Genomic DNA, 14,620 nt, shown 5'->3' with positions numbered 1-14,620 from the left:
CGAGGACCGCCTCTCGTCTGGTAGCGGGGATACTACCCGCACGGGACCTTCGGCCCTGTCCCGGTCCGGCAGGCACTGCGATCATAGCGTGGAGCGGACTGTCCGGTGCGATTCCACCCCAGAGCAGGAGTCACACCCATGGTTGAAAAAGTGATCGTCGCCATTGACGGTGGGGCCGCGAGCAAGGCGGCCCTGGAGTGGGCACTCGACCGGGTCGTGACGCTCGAACGGATGCAGGGCACGCCCGTGCAACTCGAACTCACCACGGTGGTGGAGCTGGGCTGGTACCCCGCTGAGGGATCGGACTATTCCAGCCAGCCTGCCTACGAGCGCCCGCTCGCGGAAGCCCTTCGACGGGTCGAACAGGTGGCGCCTTCCTGCCGGAAGACGAGCTACATCCGACATGGCGTCCCGGTCGATGAGCTGGCGCGGGCGTCGGCGACCGCCGACCTTCTGGTCATCGGCACGAACAAGACCGGTGTTCTCGCCGGGACGGTCTTCGGCACCCTTCCCCTTCGCCTCGCGGCCCACGCCCGATGCCCCGTCGTCGTCGTCCCCGTCAACTGGCAGGCACGTGGCGGCCACATCGTCGTGGGCATGGAGAACGACGTCACGGCTCTGGTCGCCGTTGACTTCGCGGCCCGCGAAGCCGAGCGTTACAAACTCCCTCTCGATATCGTCCATGCCTGGAACATTCCCGCGACCGTGGCCGTCGAATACGGTGCCGTCCTGCCCTACGAGGAGATACGGGACGCCCACGCGCGCATCCTGTCGGGGGCAACGAGGAGGGTTCGCGACGCGCATCCGGCGCTGCATATCGCCGAGGTTCTGGAACAGGGCACCGCGGCATCCGTGCTCGTGAACGCCTCCCAAACGGCGTCCCTCGTCGTCGTCGGCACACACGGCCGGGGTGCCGTCGGCAGCCTCTTTCTCGGTTCGGTCAGCCACGACGTGCTGATGAACCTGCCGTGCCCGGTCGCTGTGGTCCCCCGCCCGGCCGGTGAACGCGCCGAGTCCCGACCGGACTCCACGGAAGGTGTGAAGAAGCGGTGAACACCTCCTACATCGGATTCGACGGATCGGATCCGAGCCGGTCCGCCTTCCGCTGGGGTCTGGCTCGGGCGGAAGCGGACGGGTCGCCCATGGTCCTGGTGCACGTCGTCGACGATGAGTGGGGGCTGCTGGGTCCCGACTACGCGCGGGAGGCCGAGCGCCGGGCGAGCAGTCTGCTCACGCAGGAGATCACCGCGGCGAAGACGCATCCCGGGCTGGACATCGGCGCGCTCGTCCTGCACGGGTCTCCCGCCTGGACGCTCGCCGCAATGCCGACATCCGACGATGTTTTGGTCGCCGGAACCCACAAGACTGGCTCCCTGAGCGGACACGTGCTCGGCTCGCGCAGCGTTCAGATCGCCGCGGCGGCCGGCTGCACCGTCGCCGTGGTGCCGGAATCGACCACAGACAGCCGAAGTGGAGTCGTCGTGGGTGTCGACCGTTTCGAGGGATCCACCTCGGCCGTCATTCGCGGCGCCCAGGAGGCGCGCCGCCTTGGCCACGAACTCATCCTCGTGCATGCGCCGTCGACTTTGCGTGCGGAGCCCGGAGCTCGCGACTGCCGCGACCCCCGGTGTGTTCGTGATTCCCCGGCTGGTGCATCGGCCGCCGGCCGAGGCTCTGCTCGATGTCGGCAGCGAAGCTGCCATACTGTGCTCGGAGTTTCACATCCGAGGCCCGTGACCCAGTCGGTGATCGATTCAGTCATCCACGACGTCCTGATGAAAATCAACGTGCCTGTGCTGATCGCACGGTCCGACTGACACCCTCCGATTCGCACGCTCCGATTCGAGCGTTGTGAATCATTTAGACGGGTTCGCTGACCGGTCCGGTCTCGGTGACGGCGACCCTGATCACGGCGACTGGGCAGGGCATGGTCAAAACGATCACATGACTGACCGAACCCAGCCAGAAGCGAGCGAACCCGTGACGACCGTGGCTGCCCACAACGAGAAGCCGCGCACCGGTCGCCGCCGACACGAGTGCGTCCGCCGGCAACCCGAGGTCGAGCCGCAGGTCAAGCACCAGGTCCGGATAGCGTTCGGCCAGTCCCGCCACCGCTTCGGCGAGGACCACGCGGTCCGCCTCATCGGGCACCATCGGCCAGTCGATCATGGCGCGCTCTTCGGTCCAAGGGGCCGGTGCGCTCCAGCAGTACAGCGCCGTCAACCGCTCGCCCAGGCGGTCCGCCTGATCCGCGGCGAATGTCACGGCGGCGAGGGATGCCTCGGAACCGTCCACCCCGACGACGACGCCGGTGCCGCGCTGTTCCTCCCGCTCGGGCACGACGACGACGGAACCGCCGGCGTAAGCCGCGATCTGCGCGGCTTGGGTGCTGAAGACATAGTCCCGAAACCGGCGCAGGGCGTGCGAGTCCACAACGAGGAGTTGCGCGCCGACTGCCCAGTCGGTGAGGGCCCCGGTGGGCGAGCCCTCGAGGACCGTCGTGCGAAAAGTCAGGTCAGGAGCGACACTGCGGGCCTCCTCGCCCTCACGGGCGAGCAACAGTTCGGCCTGCTCGCGGGCCGAGTGCAGAAACCCGACCGTGGTCGTGCCGAAGGTCGCGTCGAGGACGTGCACCAACTCGATCTCCAGGCGCCGGGGACGCGCATAGTCGATCGCCCACTGCAGCGCAGCCCGAGCCGCCGGCCGACCGCTGACCCCCACTACAACACGGTTGTCCATGACGACCTCCTCAGCTCCCCGGCACAGCGGGCAGAACGGGGTCTACGATGTCGCGCGACGATCCGACAGAACAGGGCCGAAAGTCCCGGCGTCGGTCAGGACGTCAGTAGTCGAACTCGTCGAACTGTGGCGAATCCAGGCCGTCGCCCGTCCACGAGGCTCGGCCCGAGGCCGTGCCGACCAGGGCCTTATGGCGGAGAGTGTCCACCGTCTCCGGCTCCAGCAGCTCTGACCGTGCGGAACCGGCAGTAACGCAGACCAATTGGCCGGATCCGCCGATCAGGATCTGGATGCGACCCAGCAGGCCGGTCTCTTTGACGATCGGGATGTCGACGACATCGACCTGGGGACGGAGACTCAACGCCTCGGCATAGTGCATGACGGCATCCGCAAGGTCATCGCCCGTGATGACCGATCCGCCGGGGTGAAATAGACGCTTCATGGTAGACCCCTGATTGTTCACGAAATGGACATGTGCAGCCAGGGTCTGGGGCATATTCCAATTCTAGACCGTGCGGGGTTTATAGGTCGAGGGTTCGGTTCACAACCTGTTCGGCAACCTCGACCAGCCGCTGGCCGTTGTCGCGGGCATATTGACGCAGGATCGCGAAGGCCTCTTCCATGTCGACGGTGTGGGTGAGAGCGACGACGCCCTTGGCCTGCTCGATTAGAACGCGGTTACTGAGCGCGCGTTGCAGCTGCGCCCGAGCCACGCCGCTCTCCCTGATGGCGCGTTCCTGAAGAATGCCGATGGTGGCGGTGTCGGCCAGCGCCTGAACGTGCGCAGGTCCTCCGCTCCCAGACCGCCGAGGCAATCCCAGAAGAGATTGAGCGATCCGATGGTCGTCGCTCGCAGCCGCAGGGGAACCGAATGCATCGACTTGAAGCCGAGTTCGAGCGCTCCCGCCCGGAACCGTGGCCACGCCGGGGCGAGGACATAGAGGTCGGGAATGGCCACGGGTAGCCGGTCGTGTAGCACTCGACGCACGGCCCATTGCCGGCCCGCAGCTGCAGGATCTCAATCAGGCGACTTCGTTCGTTGGTTGAGGCCATTACCTCGAGATCGTTGTCGTTGTAGGCGGAGAGGATGATCCCGACCGCGGACGCCCCGAAGAGTGTGGCGCAGGTCTCTACGAGTGTGTGCAGCAGGTCGACGACGTCGTACCCGACGACAAGCGGGTCGGCCAGCGTGACGAAGGTCTCAACCAACTGACCTTCACGTGTTCTGGTCACCATAATTCCATCCCAATACCGGTCTAATTCTGATGTAAAATCGACCCTTCGCGCCACAACATCGTCCGCTACCTCGCGGACCGTGCGCGCGTGGGAGAACGCGTAGCCCTGGAGGATCAGGAGGGCATCCGAGGCTCCCACGTTCAACTGGGCCAGTACCATCCCCGTCGCCTGGTGCACGAAGCGACGCGAGTAGCCCTCGTCGGCGTCAGGGTCCGGCTTCACCGTATGCTCGAGCAGGACGCGCCGAAGCACCTGCCGGGCGGCGATCCCGACCAGCATCGTGGCGTCGCGATCTCAAGTCCGGTCAGGGTGCGGGGGCGGCGGGATTACAGGTCAACCGCTCCGATGTCCAACGTTCCGACGACCATCGGGAACGCGAACACGCCTTCGACGTCGCTCGCGCACACGGTTTCGGTGCCGAACGGTGCGCCGAGGGTGGAGATCGCCACGCCGGTGACGGGCAGCACCCGCAGGAACGACGAACACAGGTGCGTGCTGTTCAGGTGCGCGTTGGGCAACTCCTCGACGGCGAGGCCGAACGATTGACGGTCAGACCGGGACATGACGACGTTCACCCCCCCATGGCATCCGTTACTCGGGTCGAAATTACTCGCATCGAAGTCGCTCGCGCGTGAGTGTGAACGGTGCCTTCACGACCACTCGACTCCGCGGGAAAGCAACGATTATTCCGCGGCGGGCAGCGACTTTCTCAGTCACGCCGTTTCCAGCGTATCGCGCGGAACCCGGCTCCGCAGAGCGATTAAAGAACCTGCGTCCGACCTTTGCACGCACCGAGGATCGGTGACGGCCGGATGGGGCGTAGGCCGAGTCAGTCGGCGAACCTGCGCAGCATCTCCAGCACGACCGCGGCCGAGCGGTCGGCCGCGTCGTCGATGTGGGTGAGGTGATCGTCAATCGGTCCGCACAGGTCGGAGATGCCGCGGACCGCCACGAACGGTACGCCATAAGCGAAGCAGGTTTGAGCAGCGCCCACGGATTCCATGTCGGTGGCGAGAACCCCGGGGAACAGCACGCGGAGGCTCTCTGCGCGCTCCATGTTTACGAAGGCGTCGTTGGAGACCAGCAGCCCGCGGCGCACGACCAGCGCCGATCCGTCGGGCATCCGGGCAGCCGACTCGGCGCCGCGCAGCGCCTCAGTCGCGCCCTCGTAGCGAGCCGGCATGCCGGGCACCTGGCCGAGCGCGTACCCGAAGACGCGTGCGTCAGCGTCGCTGTTGAGGTATTCGCTCCCGATGACCACCTCGCCCACCCGCACCTGGGCACCCACCCCGCCGGCCGAACCCGCGCTGATCACCAGCGGCGACGCCTCGGGGTCCTCGGCGCGCACAAAGAGGAGTGCGGATGTCGTCCCACCGGCCGCGTTGACCAGCCCGATGCCGCTCTGCACGAGCAGCACTTCACGCCCGGCCAGGGTGAGGCGGTGCCGGCGGGCCCTGCCGATGGCGACCGGCGGCGCGGAAGCGGTGGCCGCCGCCAGGAACGGAGCGGCCTCCTCCTCCATCGCGACCAGAATGATCGCGTCGACGGTCGTCATGCGGTGACGGTGGCCCAGGCGCCGCGGGCGGCCAGGAAGACCTTCACGGCGTCCTGGGCGGCTGCCAACGAGTGGTTGGCTCCCCACCCGCACTGAACCTCGTTGGCGGCGGGCACCTCGGTGGCGCCGAGGATGTCGGTCATGGTGGCCTCGATCAACTCGAGGACCTCGGCGTACTCCGGCTGCCCCTGCAGAATGAGGTAGAAACCGGTTTGACAGCCCATCGGCGAGAAGTCGATGACTCGGGTGGAATGGTTGCGGGAGTGCTCGGCGAAGAGGTGCTCGATCGAGTGCACTGCCGGCATCTCCAGGTGAAGGACGTTGGGCTGGGTGAAGCGCACGTCGTACTTCACGATGGTGTCCCCCTGCGGCAGCATCTTGGTATCGGCCAGGCGCACGTAGGGTGCGACAACCGTACGGTGATCGAGGTTGAACGATTCGACGTTCATGCGTGGCTGATTCACGTGTTCTCCCTGGAAACTGTCGTGGCACTCGGCTGGGGCTCGTTCGCAACGGACGTGATCAGGGGGTTATGTGTGGGCCCTACCGGGCTCGAACCGATGACATCCACGGTGTAAACGTGGCGCTCTACCAACTGAGCTAAAGGCCCCTGACGCAACGGCCGGTGAAGGCCGTGGTCCATCATACAGATTCTGCGCGCCGGGTGGACCGCGGCCGGGTTCAAGCCGGCTGGAGTTCGCCGATCGCAGCCCGGTAGGCCTCCAACGACCGGGGCTCGCCCGGCGCGGTGATGAAGCTGGCCCGGATGATCCCCTCAGGGTCGATCAAGAACGTGGCCCGGTTCGCAAAGCCCTTTTGCTCGAGGAACACCCCGTATTCCTTAGCGACCGCACCGTGCGGCCAGAAGTCGGCCAGGAGGTCGAAGGTGTACCGTTCCTGTTCCCCCCAGGCACGCAGGGCGTGACGGGAATCGACCGAGATGCCGAGCAGTTCCACCTCATTGGCGACGAACAACGACAGGTTGTCCCGCAGCTCGCACAACTCGCCACTGCAGATTCCGGAGAACGCCAGGGGGAAGAAGACCAGGGCGACCGACTTCTTCCCGCGGAACTCGCTGAGCTGCACCCGCTCGCCGAACTGGTTGAAGAGCTCGAAATCAGGAGCCTGGGTGTCATTTTCCAACGCCATGGAGCGCTTCCTTTCGTGCGCCCACGGGAACGATGCAAGGCGACGCCACAGCCTAGCCCCGCCTCCTGCCGGAACCAAGATGAGCGTCCCGAGGGACCCTCGATTCCCGGCCCGAACGGCGCTCACCGACCGCGCACAAACCGAAGGCAAAATCTGTAGGCTTGCGTGGTGCCATCGGTCGTGATCCGACCGTCATCCGGCACCGCTAACTTGGCAGGTTCGCTTCGATGGTCTGCCCAACAGAGAGAGGTCGAGTGTGACTGTCAACGACCAGGACCCGTATTCGGTTAACAGCACGGATGCGGACCCGGAGGAAACCGCCGAATGGTCGGAATCGCTGGACGCGCTCGTATCGGCCCACGGTCACCAGCGTGGTCGGGAGATCATGCTGACGCTCCTGAAACGCTCCAAGGAACTGCACCTCGGCGTGCCCATGGTGCCGACCACGGACTACATCAATACCATCGCGGCCGGCAATGAACCCGACTTCCCCGGTGACGAAGACATCGAGCGCCGCTACCGCGCCTGGATACGCTGGAACGCCGCCGTTCTCGTGCACCGCGCTCAGCGCCCCGGCATCTCCGTCGGCGGCCACATCTCGACCTATGCATCCTCCGCTGCCCTCTACGAGGTCGGCTTCAACCACTTCTTCCGCGGCCAGGACCACCCGGGCGGCGGAGACCAGATCTTCATCCAGGGCCATGCCTCCCCCGGAACCTACGCGCGGGCCTTCCTCGAGGGCCGCCTGAGCACCGACCAACTCGACGGATTCCGCCAGGAGAAGTCCCACGGCCCCAACGGGCTGTCCTCCTACCCGCACCCGCGACTGATGCCGGAATTTTGGCAGTTCCCGACGGTCTCCATGGGACTCGGCCCGATCAACGCCATCTACCAGGCGCAAACCAACCGGTACCTCACCAACCGCGGGATCAAGGACGCCAGCGACCAGCAGGTCTGGGCGTTTCTCGGCGACGGCGAGATGGACGAGGTCGAGAGCCGCGGGCAGCTGCAGGTTGCCGCCAACGAGGGTCTCGACAACCTCAATTTCATCGTCAACTGCAACCTCCAGCGCCTCGACGGCCCGGTACGCGGCAACGGCAAGATCATCCAGGAACTAGAAAGCTTCTTCCGCGGCGCCGGCTGGAACGTCATCAAGGTCGTCTGGGGTCGCGAGTGGGACGAGCTGCTCTCCCGCGACACCGATGGCGCCCTGCGCGACCTGATGAACGCCACCCCCGACGGCGACTACCAGACGTACAAGGCCGAGAGCGGTGCGTACGTGCGCGAGCACTTCTTCGGCCGCGACCCCCGCGCGCTCAAGCTCGTCGGGGGTTACACCGACGACGACATCTGGAACCTCAAGCGCGGTGGCCACGACTACCGCAAGGTCTACGCGGCATTCAAGGCCGCATCCGAGCACAAGGGCCAGCCGACCGTCATCCTGGCCAAGACGGTCAAGGGTTACGCCCTCGGCCCGAGCTTCGAGGGCCGCAACGCGACCCACCAGATGAAGAAGTTCACCCTCGACAACCTCAAGACGTTCCGCGACAGCACTCACATGCCGATCACGGATGCCCAGCTCGAGGAGAACCCCTACCTCCCGCCGTACTTCAAGCCGGACGAGGACGATGAGGCGATCCAGTACCTGCATGAGCGCCGCCGCGCGCTCGGCGGGTACGTGCCGGAGCGTCGCAGCAAGTACACGCAGATCACCCTGCCGGGCGACGCGACCTACGCTCCCACCAAGAAGGGTTCCGGCACGCAGGAGATCGCGACCACGATGGCCTTCGTGCGGCTGCTCAAGGAACTGCTGCGCGCCAAGGACTTCGGACACCGCATCGTGCCGATCATCCCGGACGAGGCTCGCACCTTCGGCATCGACGCGTTCTTCCCGAACGCCAAGATCTACAACCCCAGCGGCCAGCAGTATACCTCGGTCGACCACGCGCAGCTTTTGGCGTACAAGGAGAGCCCGCAGGGCCAGATCCTGCACGTGGGGATCAACGAAGCCGGCGCGATGGCTGCCTTCACCAACGTGGGCACGTCGTACGCAACGCAGGGTGAGCCGCTCATCCCGATCTACGTCTTCTACTCGATGTTCGGCTTCCAGCGCACGGGCGACGCCATGTGGGCCGCGGGCGATCAGATGACCCGCGGGTTCATGATCGGCGCCACCGCCGGACGCACCACCCTCACCGGTGAAGGCCTGCAGCACGCCGACGGCCACTCGCCGCTGCTGGCCTCGACGAACCCCGCCGTGGTCTCGTACGACCCGGCCTACGGCTACGAGATCGGGCACATCGTGCGGTCGGGACTCGAGCGGATGTACGGAGGAACGCACGCCGACCCCAACGTCATGTACTACATCACGGTCTACAACGAGCCGCAGGTACAGCCGCGCGAGCCCGACGACGTGGACGTGGACGGCATCGTGCGCGGCATCCACCGCGTCAGCGCGTCCGATGTGTCGGGTCCGAAGGCGCAGCTGTTGGCCTCCGGCGTCTCCGTGCCCTGGGCACTCGAGGCCCAGGCCCTTTTGGCCGAGGACTGGGGAGTGTCCGCCGACGTCTGGTCGGTCACCTCCTGGGCCGAACTGCGTCGCGATGGCATCGCGGTCGAGGAACACAACTTCCTCTACCCGGACGACGCGCCGCAGATCCCCTATGTGACGGAGAAGCTGGCCGGCACCGCCGGACCGTTCATCGCCGTCACCGACTTCATGCATGCGGTGCCCGATCAGATCCGGCAGTTCGTGCCCGGCGACTTCGCGACCCTCGGCGCCGACGGGTTCGGTTTCTCCGACACCCGCCCGGCGGCCCGCCGCTACTTCAAGATCGACGGACCGTCGATGGTGGTGCGCGCACTCGAACTTCTCGCTCGCCGAGGCGAGGTCGACCGCAGCGTCGTCGGCCAGGCGATTGCGAAGTACCGGTTGCACGACGTAACGGCGGGAACTACCGGTTCCGCCGGGGGCGAGAGCTAACAGCCCCCGTGGCACCCACACCGAAGACGAAGGAACAGACGCTCAGCTGGCTGCGAACGATATCCGGGGAGCTTTCCACGGCGACGCTGAAGCGTCTCGAGGACACGCTGCCCTGGTACGGCGATATGCCGCCCGGGCGGCGTTCCGCCGTGGGCCTGGTCGCCCAGGCCGGGATCACGTCGTTCATCTCGTGGTTTGACGACCCGCGGTCCACCCCCTGGATCGCGGCCGACGTCTTCGGTGCCGCTCCGCGTGAACTGCTGCGCTCAATCAGCCTGCAGCAGACCCTGCAGCTAATTCGCGTCACCGTCGAGGTGGTGGAGGAGCGGGTCAAAGACGGCGGGGAAATCCTGCGGGAGGCCATCCTGCTGTACTCCCGCGAAATCGCCTTCGGCGCGGCGGATGTCTATGCCCGGGCAGCCGAGGCACGCGGCCTCTGGGATGTACGCCTCGAGGCCCTGGTCGTCGACTCGATCCTGAGCGGCGAGTACGACGACGAACTGCCCAGCCGGATCGCGGCCCTCGGCTGGCACGGGCACGGCGAGGTCTGCGTGCTCGTGGGCACGACACCCAAGATGCTCGACGTCGACCAGCTGCGTCGCTCGGCCCGCCACATGGCCGCCGACGTTCTGATCGGGGTGCAGGGCAACCGGCTCGTCCTGGTCATCGGCCGGGCCCACCCGTCGCCGACCGAGACGGATGACGCGATCGGCACGGCCTCCGCTCTCAGCTTCATGGAGATCGCGGTGCAGCTCGAGCCGAGCTTCGGCGCCGGCCACCTGGTGCTCGGCCACGAGGTGCCGAATCTCGTCGACGCGTCCAAGAGCGCTAAGGCCGCCTTGGCCGGCTTCGCCGTGGCGCGCTCCTGGCGCAACGCCCCACGCCCTGTACAGGCGGACGATCTGCTCCCCGAGCGGGCGCTGGCCGGCGATCCGCTTGCCCGCGCCACGCTGATCCACCGGATCTACCGCCCGCTGCAGGCGCATTCGACCGAGCTGCTCACCACACTCTGGTGCTACCTGGACAACGGTCGCTCCCTGGAAGCCACCGCCCGGGAACTGTTCGTACACCCGAACACCGTGCGCTACCGCCTGAAGCGGGTGTCAGAGGTCATCGGCTACGACGCCACGGGCGCCCGTGAGGCCCTCATCCTGCAGGCCGCCCTGATCATCGGGTCGATCAGCGACCACGACGGCTCAACACGCCGGCGTTAATCGCGGCGTCAGAGGTGCCGAACTAACGAGATTCGACAAACACTCCGCAAATAGTTGGTGGATCTCCGACACGCCCGCAACAAACGAGGTTGGGAGACTGGATCAATGATTGTTGTCGTCTGCCCCGGTCAGGGCTCACAAACCCCCGGTTTCCTCGAGCCCTGGCTTCGGAACCCCACTTTCGCCGCCGGCCTGGACGAGATCTCCGCGGCCTGCGGAATTGATCTGATGCGCCACGGCACCGTGAGCGACGCCGACACCATTCGGGACACCCGAATCGCCCAGCCGCTGATCGTAGCCGCCGGACTCCTCACGTTGAACGCACTCCTCGCCGACGGACGGCGGGAGCGCATCACCGGTATCGCCGGTCACTCGGTGGGCGAGATCACCGCCGCAGCCGGCGCAGGCATCCTCAGCGCGGCGGACGCCGTGCGTTTCGTGCGCGAGCGCGGCACAGCCATGGCCGAGGCCGCGGCGCTGGAGCCCTCCGGCATGAGCGCCGTGCTGGGCGGCGATGAGACCGAACTCCTGGCCCGCCTCGACGAACTCGACCTCGCGCCGGCCAACTTCAACGGTGGCGGACAGATCGTCGTCGCCGGCTCCCTCGCGGCTCTGGCCGCTCTCGGCAAGAACCCCAATCCGCGCACCCGGGTGATTCCGCTGCAGGTGGCTGGTGCATTCCACACGCGGTATATGCACCCGGCGGTGAAGCACCTCACCCGTGTCTCCGCGCTGCTCGCGCCCGCCGATCCCACGCTTTCGATCTGGACGAACCGGGACGGCAGCGCGGTGTCCAACGGTGCCCGGTTCGTGGAGTTACTGGTTGATCAGGTGTCCTCGCCGGTACGGTGGGATATGTGCATGCGTTCGTTCGCGGATGCCGGCGTGACCGGAATCATTGAGGTCGCACCGGCTGGGGCTCTTGTCGGCCTCGCCAAACGTGCCCTCAAGGGCGTGCCCAGCATAGCGATCAGGACGCCGGACGACCTGCCCGCTGCGTTCGACCTGATCGACCAGCAGAACCTAGTCTGACCGAAAGAGAATATGTCCAAGCCAACACTCCAGCAATCGCACGGTCCCCAGTACACCCGGATTCTCTCGATCGGCGCCGCCCGCGGGGACCTAGTCGTGCCCAACGACGACCTGGTCGGTCCGATCGATTCGTCCGATGAATGGATCCAGCAGCGCACCGGCATCATCACCCGCACCCGAGCGAGCCAGGACATCCAGGCCGTCGACCTCGCGACGGATGCCGCCCGCGAAGCCATAGAGAGGTCCGGCATCCAGCCGCACCTGATCGACGCCGTCATCGTGGCCACGATCAGCAACGGCCGGCAGACACCGTCCATTGCCGCCGTGGTCGCCGATCGGGTCGGCGCCAACCCCGCCGCCGCCTACGACGTCAACGCCGCCTGCGCCGGATACACCTACGCCGTGGCGCAAGCCGATTCCCTGATCCGCACGGGCACCGCCCACTACGCGCTCGTCATCGGCGCCGAGAAGCTGTCCGACCTCGTCGACCCCACGGACCGCAGCATCTCGTTCCTCCTCGGCGACGGCGCCGGCGCCGTCGTCATCGGCCCGAGCGACTTCCCGGGGATCGCACCCACCGTGTGGGGATCCGACGGGTCCAAGGCCGATGCCATCACCATGAATCACACCCTGCAGGAATACCGACGCGGAGAATCCGAATGGCCCACCCTGCGCCAGGAAGGCCAGACGGTTTTCCGCTGGGCCGTCTGGAACATGGCGAAGGTGGCTAAGGAGGCTCTCCAGGTCGCGGGAATCGAGAGCGACCAGCTCGCCGCTTTCATCCCGCACCAGGCCAATATGCGCATCATCGACGAGTTCGCCAAGCAACTGAAGCTTCCCGACTCGGTCGTCATCGCCCGCGATGTCGCCACCACCGGGAACACCTCGTCGGCGTCGATCCCGCTGGCCACCCACCGTCTCCTGGAAGAGCACCCCGAGCTCAGCGGTGGCCTCGCCCTCCAGATCGGCTTTGGAGCAGGACTGGTGTTCGGCGCGCAGGTCGTCGTGCTTCCCTAGATTTCACTCAACTCCCCTCTAAACTGAATCTCGGTCATACGAGACACCCCCAAGGAGAAATAACATGGCATTGTCCACCGAAGAAGTTCTTGCCGGCCTGGCCGAACTCATCAACGACGAGACTGGCATCGCGACCGACACAGTTGAGATGGGGAAGTCATTCACCGATGATCTGGACATCGATTCCATCTCGATGATGACCATCGTCGTCAACGCCGAAGAAAAGTTCGACGTTAAGATCCCCGACGAAGAGGTCAAGAACCTCAAGTCCGTCGGCAACGCTGTCGACTTCATCGTCAAGGCTCAGGTCTAGTCCACAAATGAACAGGCCGGTCGGCATCTGCCGACCGGCCTGATCTGTGGGTGATGCCCACGTTTGCACGCCTCACGGAGAGTTAACGTTATGACCAAAAAAATCGTTATCACCGGCATCGGTGCGACCTCCCCTCTCGGCGGCACGGCCGCCGACAGCTGGGCGGCCCTGCTCGCCGGCGAATCGGGGACGAGCACGCTAGACCACGAATGGGTGGCCCGGACTCAGCTCCCCGTGACCTTCGCCGCCCAGGCCAGGGTTCCATCCGTCGACGTTCTGGCCCGCCACGAGACGAAGCGTCTCGACCCCTCCAGCCAGTTCGCGTTGATTGCCGGGCGTGAAGCCTGGGCGGATGCCGGCTCCCCCGAAGCAGACCCCGAACGGCTGGCCGTCGACTGGGCCACCGGAATCGGTGGAGTCTGGACCCTTCTCGACGCGTGGGACACCCTCCGCGAACGCGGTCCGCGCCGCGTGCTGCCGATGACCGTGCCCATGCTCATGCCGAACGGCCCGGGAGCGGCCATCGGAATGGACCTTCACGCCCGGGCCGGAATCACCACGGTTGTGTCCGCGTGCGCCTCGAGCACCGAGTCTCTCGTGAACGCCTACAACCGCCTGCAGGCCGGGCTCGCCGACATCGTCATCGCCGGTGGCTCCGAGGCCGCAATTCACCCGCTTCCGATCGCATCCTTCGCTGCCATGCAGGCCTTGTCCAAGCGAAACGACGACCCGGCCACGGCGTCGCGCCCCTACGACATCACCCGGGACGGCTTCGTTCTCGGTGAGGGTGCCGCGGCGCTCGTCGTCGAGACGGAAGAACACGCCAAGGCCCGCGGCGCGCGCATCTACGCCGAGCTCCTTGGTGGTGCCGTGACCAGTGACGCGTACCACATCACCGCTCCAGACCCCGATGGCACGGCTGCGGCCCGCGCGATGATCACCGCGATCAGGAATGCCGACGCGAGCCTGGCGGATGTCTCGCACATCAACGCGCACGCGACCAGCACTCCGGTCGGGGACATCGCCGAGTACAACGCACTGCGCCGCGTGTTCGGCGACCTGCTCGACGGAATCCCGGTGTCGGCGACCAAGGCTTCCACCGGTCACCTCCTCGGTGGTGCCGGGGCGATTGAGGCCCTGTTCACGGTTCTCGCTCTGGCCAAGCGCATGGCCCCGCCGACCATCAACCTGCTGAACCAGGATCCGAGCATCCCGCTCGACGTGGTGACCATGCCGCGCACGTTGCCTTCCGGCGATCTGCTGGCCATCAGTAACTCGTTCGGTTTCGGCGGTCACAACGCCGTCGTGGCGTTCCGGTCGGTCTAGCTCCACCCGGCGGAAAACCCGCCTGCACCGGGATGGCCCCGACCGGCACCGGTCGG

Annotated in this window: 16 protein-coding genes and 1 tRNA gene; 8 read left to right on the top strand and 9 right to left on the bottom strand. The window is 66.3% G+C overall.

The window, feature by feature from the left end; all coding sequences use genetic code 11:
- The first annotated feature begins 138 nt into the window (after positions 1–138).
- Both CXY82_RS11820 and CXY82_RS11815 read left to right on the top strand, forming a co-directional pair.
- Positions 139–1,053, top strand: a complete 915-nt coding sequence (locus CXY82_RS11820; RefSeq protein ID WP_104171096.1) for a universal stress protein — start codon at positions 139–141, stop codon at positions 1,051–1,053.
- On the top strand, positions 1,050–1,817 hold the full coding sequence (locus CXY82_RS11815; protein WP_104171095.1) for a universal stress protein: 768 nt from the start codon (positions 1,050–1,052) through the stop codon (positions 1,815–1,817). Before CXY82_RS11820 ends, CXY82_RS11815 begins: the two co-directional genes overlap by 4 nt.
- Before the next feature lie 43 nt (positions 1,818–1,860).
- Here CXY82_RS11815 and CXY82_RS11810 read toward each other — a convergent pair whose 3' ends face one another.
- The 9 genes from CXY82_RS11810 to CXY82_RS11775 form a co-directional block, all read right to left on the bottom strand.
- Positions 1,861–2,739 carry a universal stress protein gene (locus tag CXY82_RS11810; protein ID WP_104171094.1) on the bottom strand — a complete coding sequence of 293 codons (879 nt, stop codon included), beginning with the start codon at positions 2,737–2,739 and terminating at the stop codon, positions 1,861–1,863.
- A gap of 103 nt (positions 2,740–2,842) precedes the next feature.
- Positions 2,843–3,181, bottom strand: coding sequence for a hypothetical protein (locus tag CXY82_RS11805; RefSeq protein ID WP_104171093.1), 339 nt, complete (start codon positions 3,179–3,181; stop codon positions 2,843–2,845).
- A 79-nt stretch (positions 3,182–3,260) separates the two neighbouring features.
- Positions 3,261–3,452, bottom strand: coding sequence for an ANTAR domain-containing protein (locus CXY82_RS18000; protein WP_233199310.1), 192 nt, complete (start codon positions 3,450–3,452; stop codon positions 3,261–3,263).
- On the bottom strand, positions 3,418–4,134 hold the full coding sequence (locus CXY82_RS18630) for a hypothetical protein (protein ID WP_370443705.1): 717 nt from the start codon (positions 4,132–4,134) through the stop codon (positions 3,418–3,420). The genes CXY82_RS18000 and CXY82_RS18630 overlap by 35 nt, the downstream gene beginning before the upstream one ends.
- A 167-nt stretch (positions 4,135–4,301) precedes the next feature.
- A complete protein-coding gene (locus CXY82_RS11795; RefSeq protein ID WP_104171092.1) occupies positions 4,302–4,550 on the bottom strand; it encodes a hypothetical protein in 249 nt (82 codons plus the stop codon).
- Between the two features lie 254 nt (positions 4,551–4,804).
- Positions 4,805–5,530: a 5'-methylthioadenosine/S-adenosylhomocysteine nucleosidase gene (gene mtnN, locus CXY82_RS11790; RefSeq protein WP_104171091.1), complete on the bottom strand. Its 726-nt coding sequence runs from the start codon at positions 5,528–5,530 to the stop codon at positions 4,805–4,807.
- Positions 5,527–5,979 (bottom strand): S-ribosylhomocysteine lyase, encoded by a 453-nt coding sequence (locus CXY82_RS11785; protein ID WP_104171090.1) that lies wholly within the window; start codon positions 5,977–5,979, stop codon positions 5,527–5,529. Before CXY82_RS11785 ends, mtnN begins: the two co-directional genes overlap by 4 nt.
- Positions 5,980–6,067: 88 nt before the next feature.
- Positions 6,068–6,140: transfer RNA gene (locus CXY82_RS11780), tRNA-Val, on the bottom strand.
- Between the two features lie 71 nt (positions 6,141–6,211).
- Positions 6,212–6,679, bottom strand: coding sequence for a peroxiredoxin (locus CXY82_RS11775; protein WP_104101900.1), 468 nt, complete (start codon positions 6,677–6,679; stop codon positions 6,212–6,214).
- A 256-nt stretch (positions 6,680–6,935) separates the two neighbouring features.
- On the opposite strand from CXY82_RS11775, the gene aceE reads away from it, so the two are divergent.
- From aceE to CXY82_RS11745, 6 genes are all read left to right on the top strand, one after another.
- Positions 6,936–9,662, top strand: coding sequence for a pyruvate dehydrogenase (acetyl-transferring), homodimeric type (gene aceE / locus CXY82_RS11770; protein ID WP_104171089.1), 2,727 nt, complete (start codon positions 6,936–6,938; stop codon positions 9,660–9,662).
- A gap of 8 nt (positions 9,663–9,670) precedes the next feature.
- A complete protein-coding gene (locus tag CXY82_RS11765; RefSeq protein WP_104101895.1) occupies positions 9,671–10,876 on the top strand; it encodes a CdaR family transcriptional regulator in 1,206 nt (401 codons plus the stop codon).
- A 105-nt stretch (positions 10,877–10,981) separates the two neighbouring features.
- Positions 10,982–11,908 carry an ACP S-malonyltransferase gene (locus tag CXY82_RS11760; RefSeq protein WP_104171088.1) on the top strand — a complete coding sequence of 309 codons (927 nt, stop codon included), beginning with the start codon at positions 10,982–10,984 and terminating at the stop codon, positions 11,906–11,908.
- 12 nt (positions 11,909–11,920) lie between these two features.
- Complete coding sequence (locus tag CXY82_RS11755; RefSeq protein ID WP_104171087.1) at positions 11,921–12,925, top strand: beta-ketoacyl-ACP synthase III; 1,005 nt, start codon at positions 11,921–11,923, stop codon at positions 12,923–12,925.
- A gap of 64 nt (positions 12,926–12,989) precedes the next feature.
- Positions 12,990–13,238, top strand: a complete 249-nt coding sequence (locus CXY82_RS11750; protein WP_104171086.1) for an acyl carrier protein — start codon at positions 12,990–12,992, stop codon at positions 13,236–13,238.
- A gap of 90 nt (positions 13,239–13,328) precedes the next feature.
- Entirely contained in the window at positions 13,329–14,564 is a 1,236-nt protein-coding gene (locus CXY82_RS11745) for a beta-ketoacyl synthase (protein WP_104171085.1), read from the top strand.
- The last annotated feature ends 56 nt before the right edge of the window (positions 14,565–14,620 follow it).

This window comes from Cryobacterium sp. M23 (assembly GCF_002929655.1).
In the GTDB taxonomy this organism is placed as follows: Bacteria; Actinomycetota; Actinomycetes; order Actinomycetales; family Microbacteriaceae; genus Cryobacterium; species Cryobacterium sandaracinum.
This window is presented reverse-complemented; position numbering and strand designations above follow the sequence as displayed.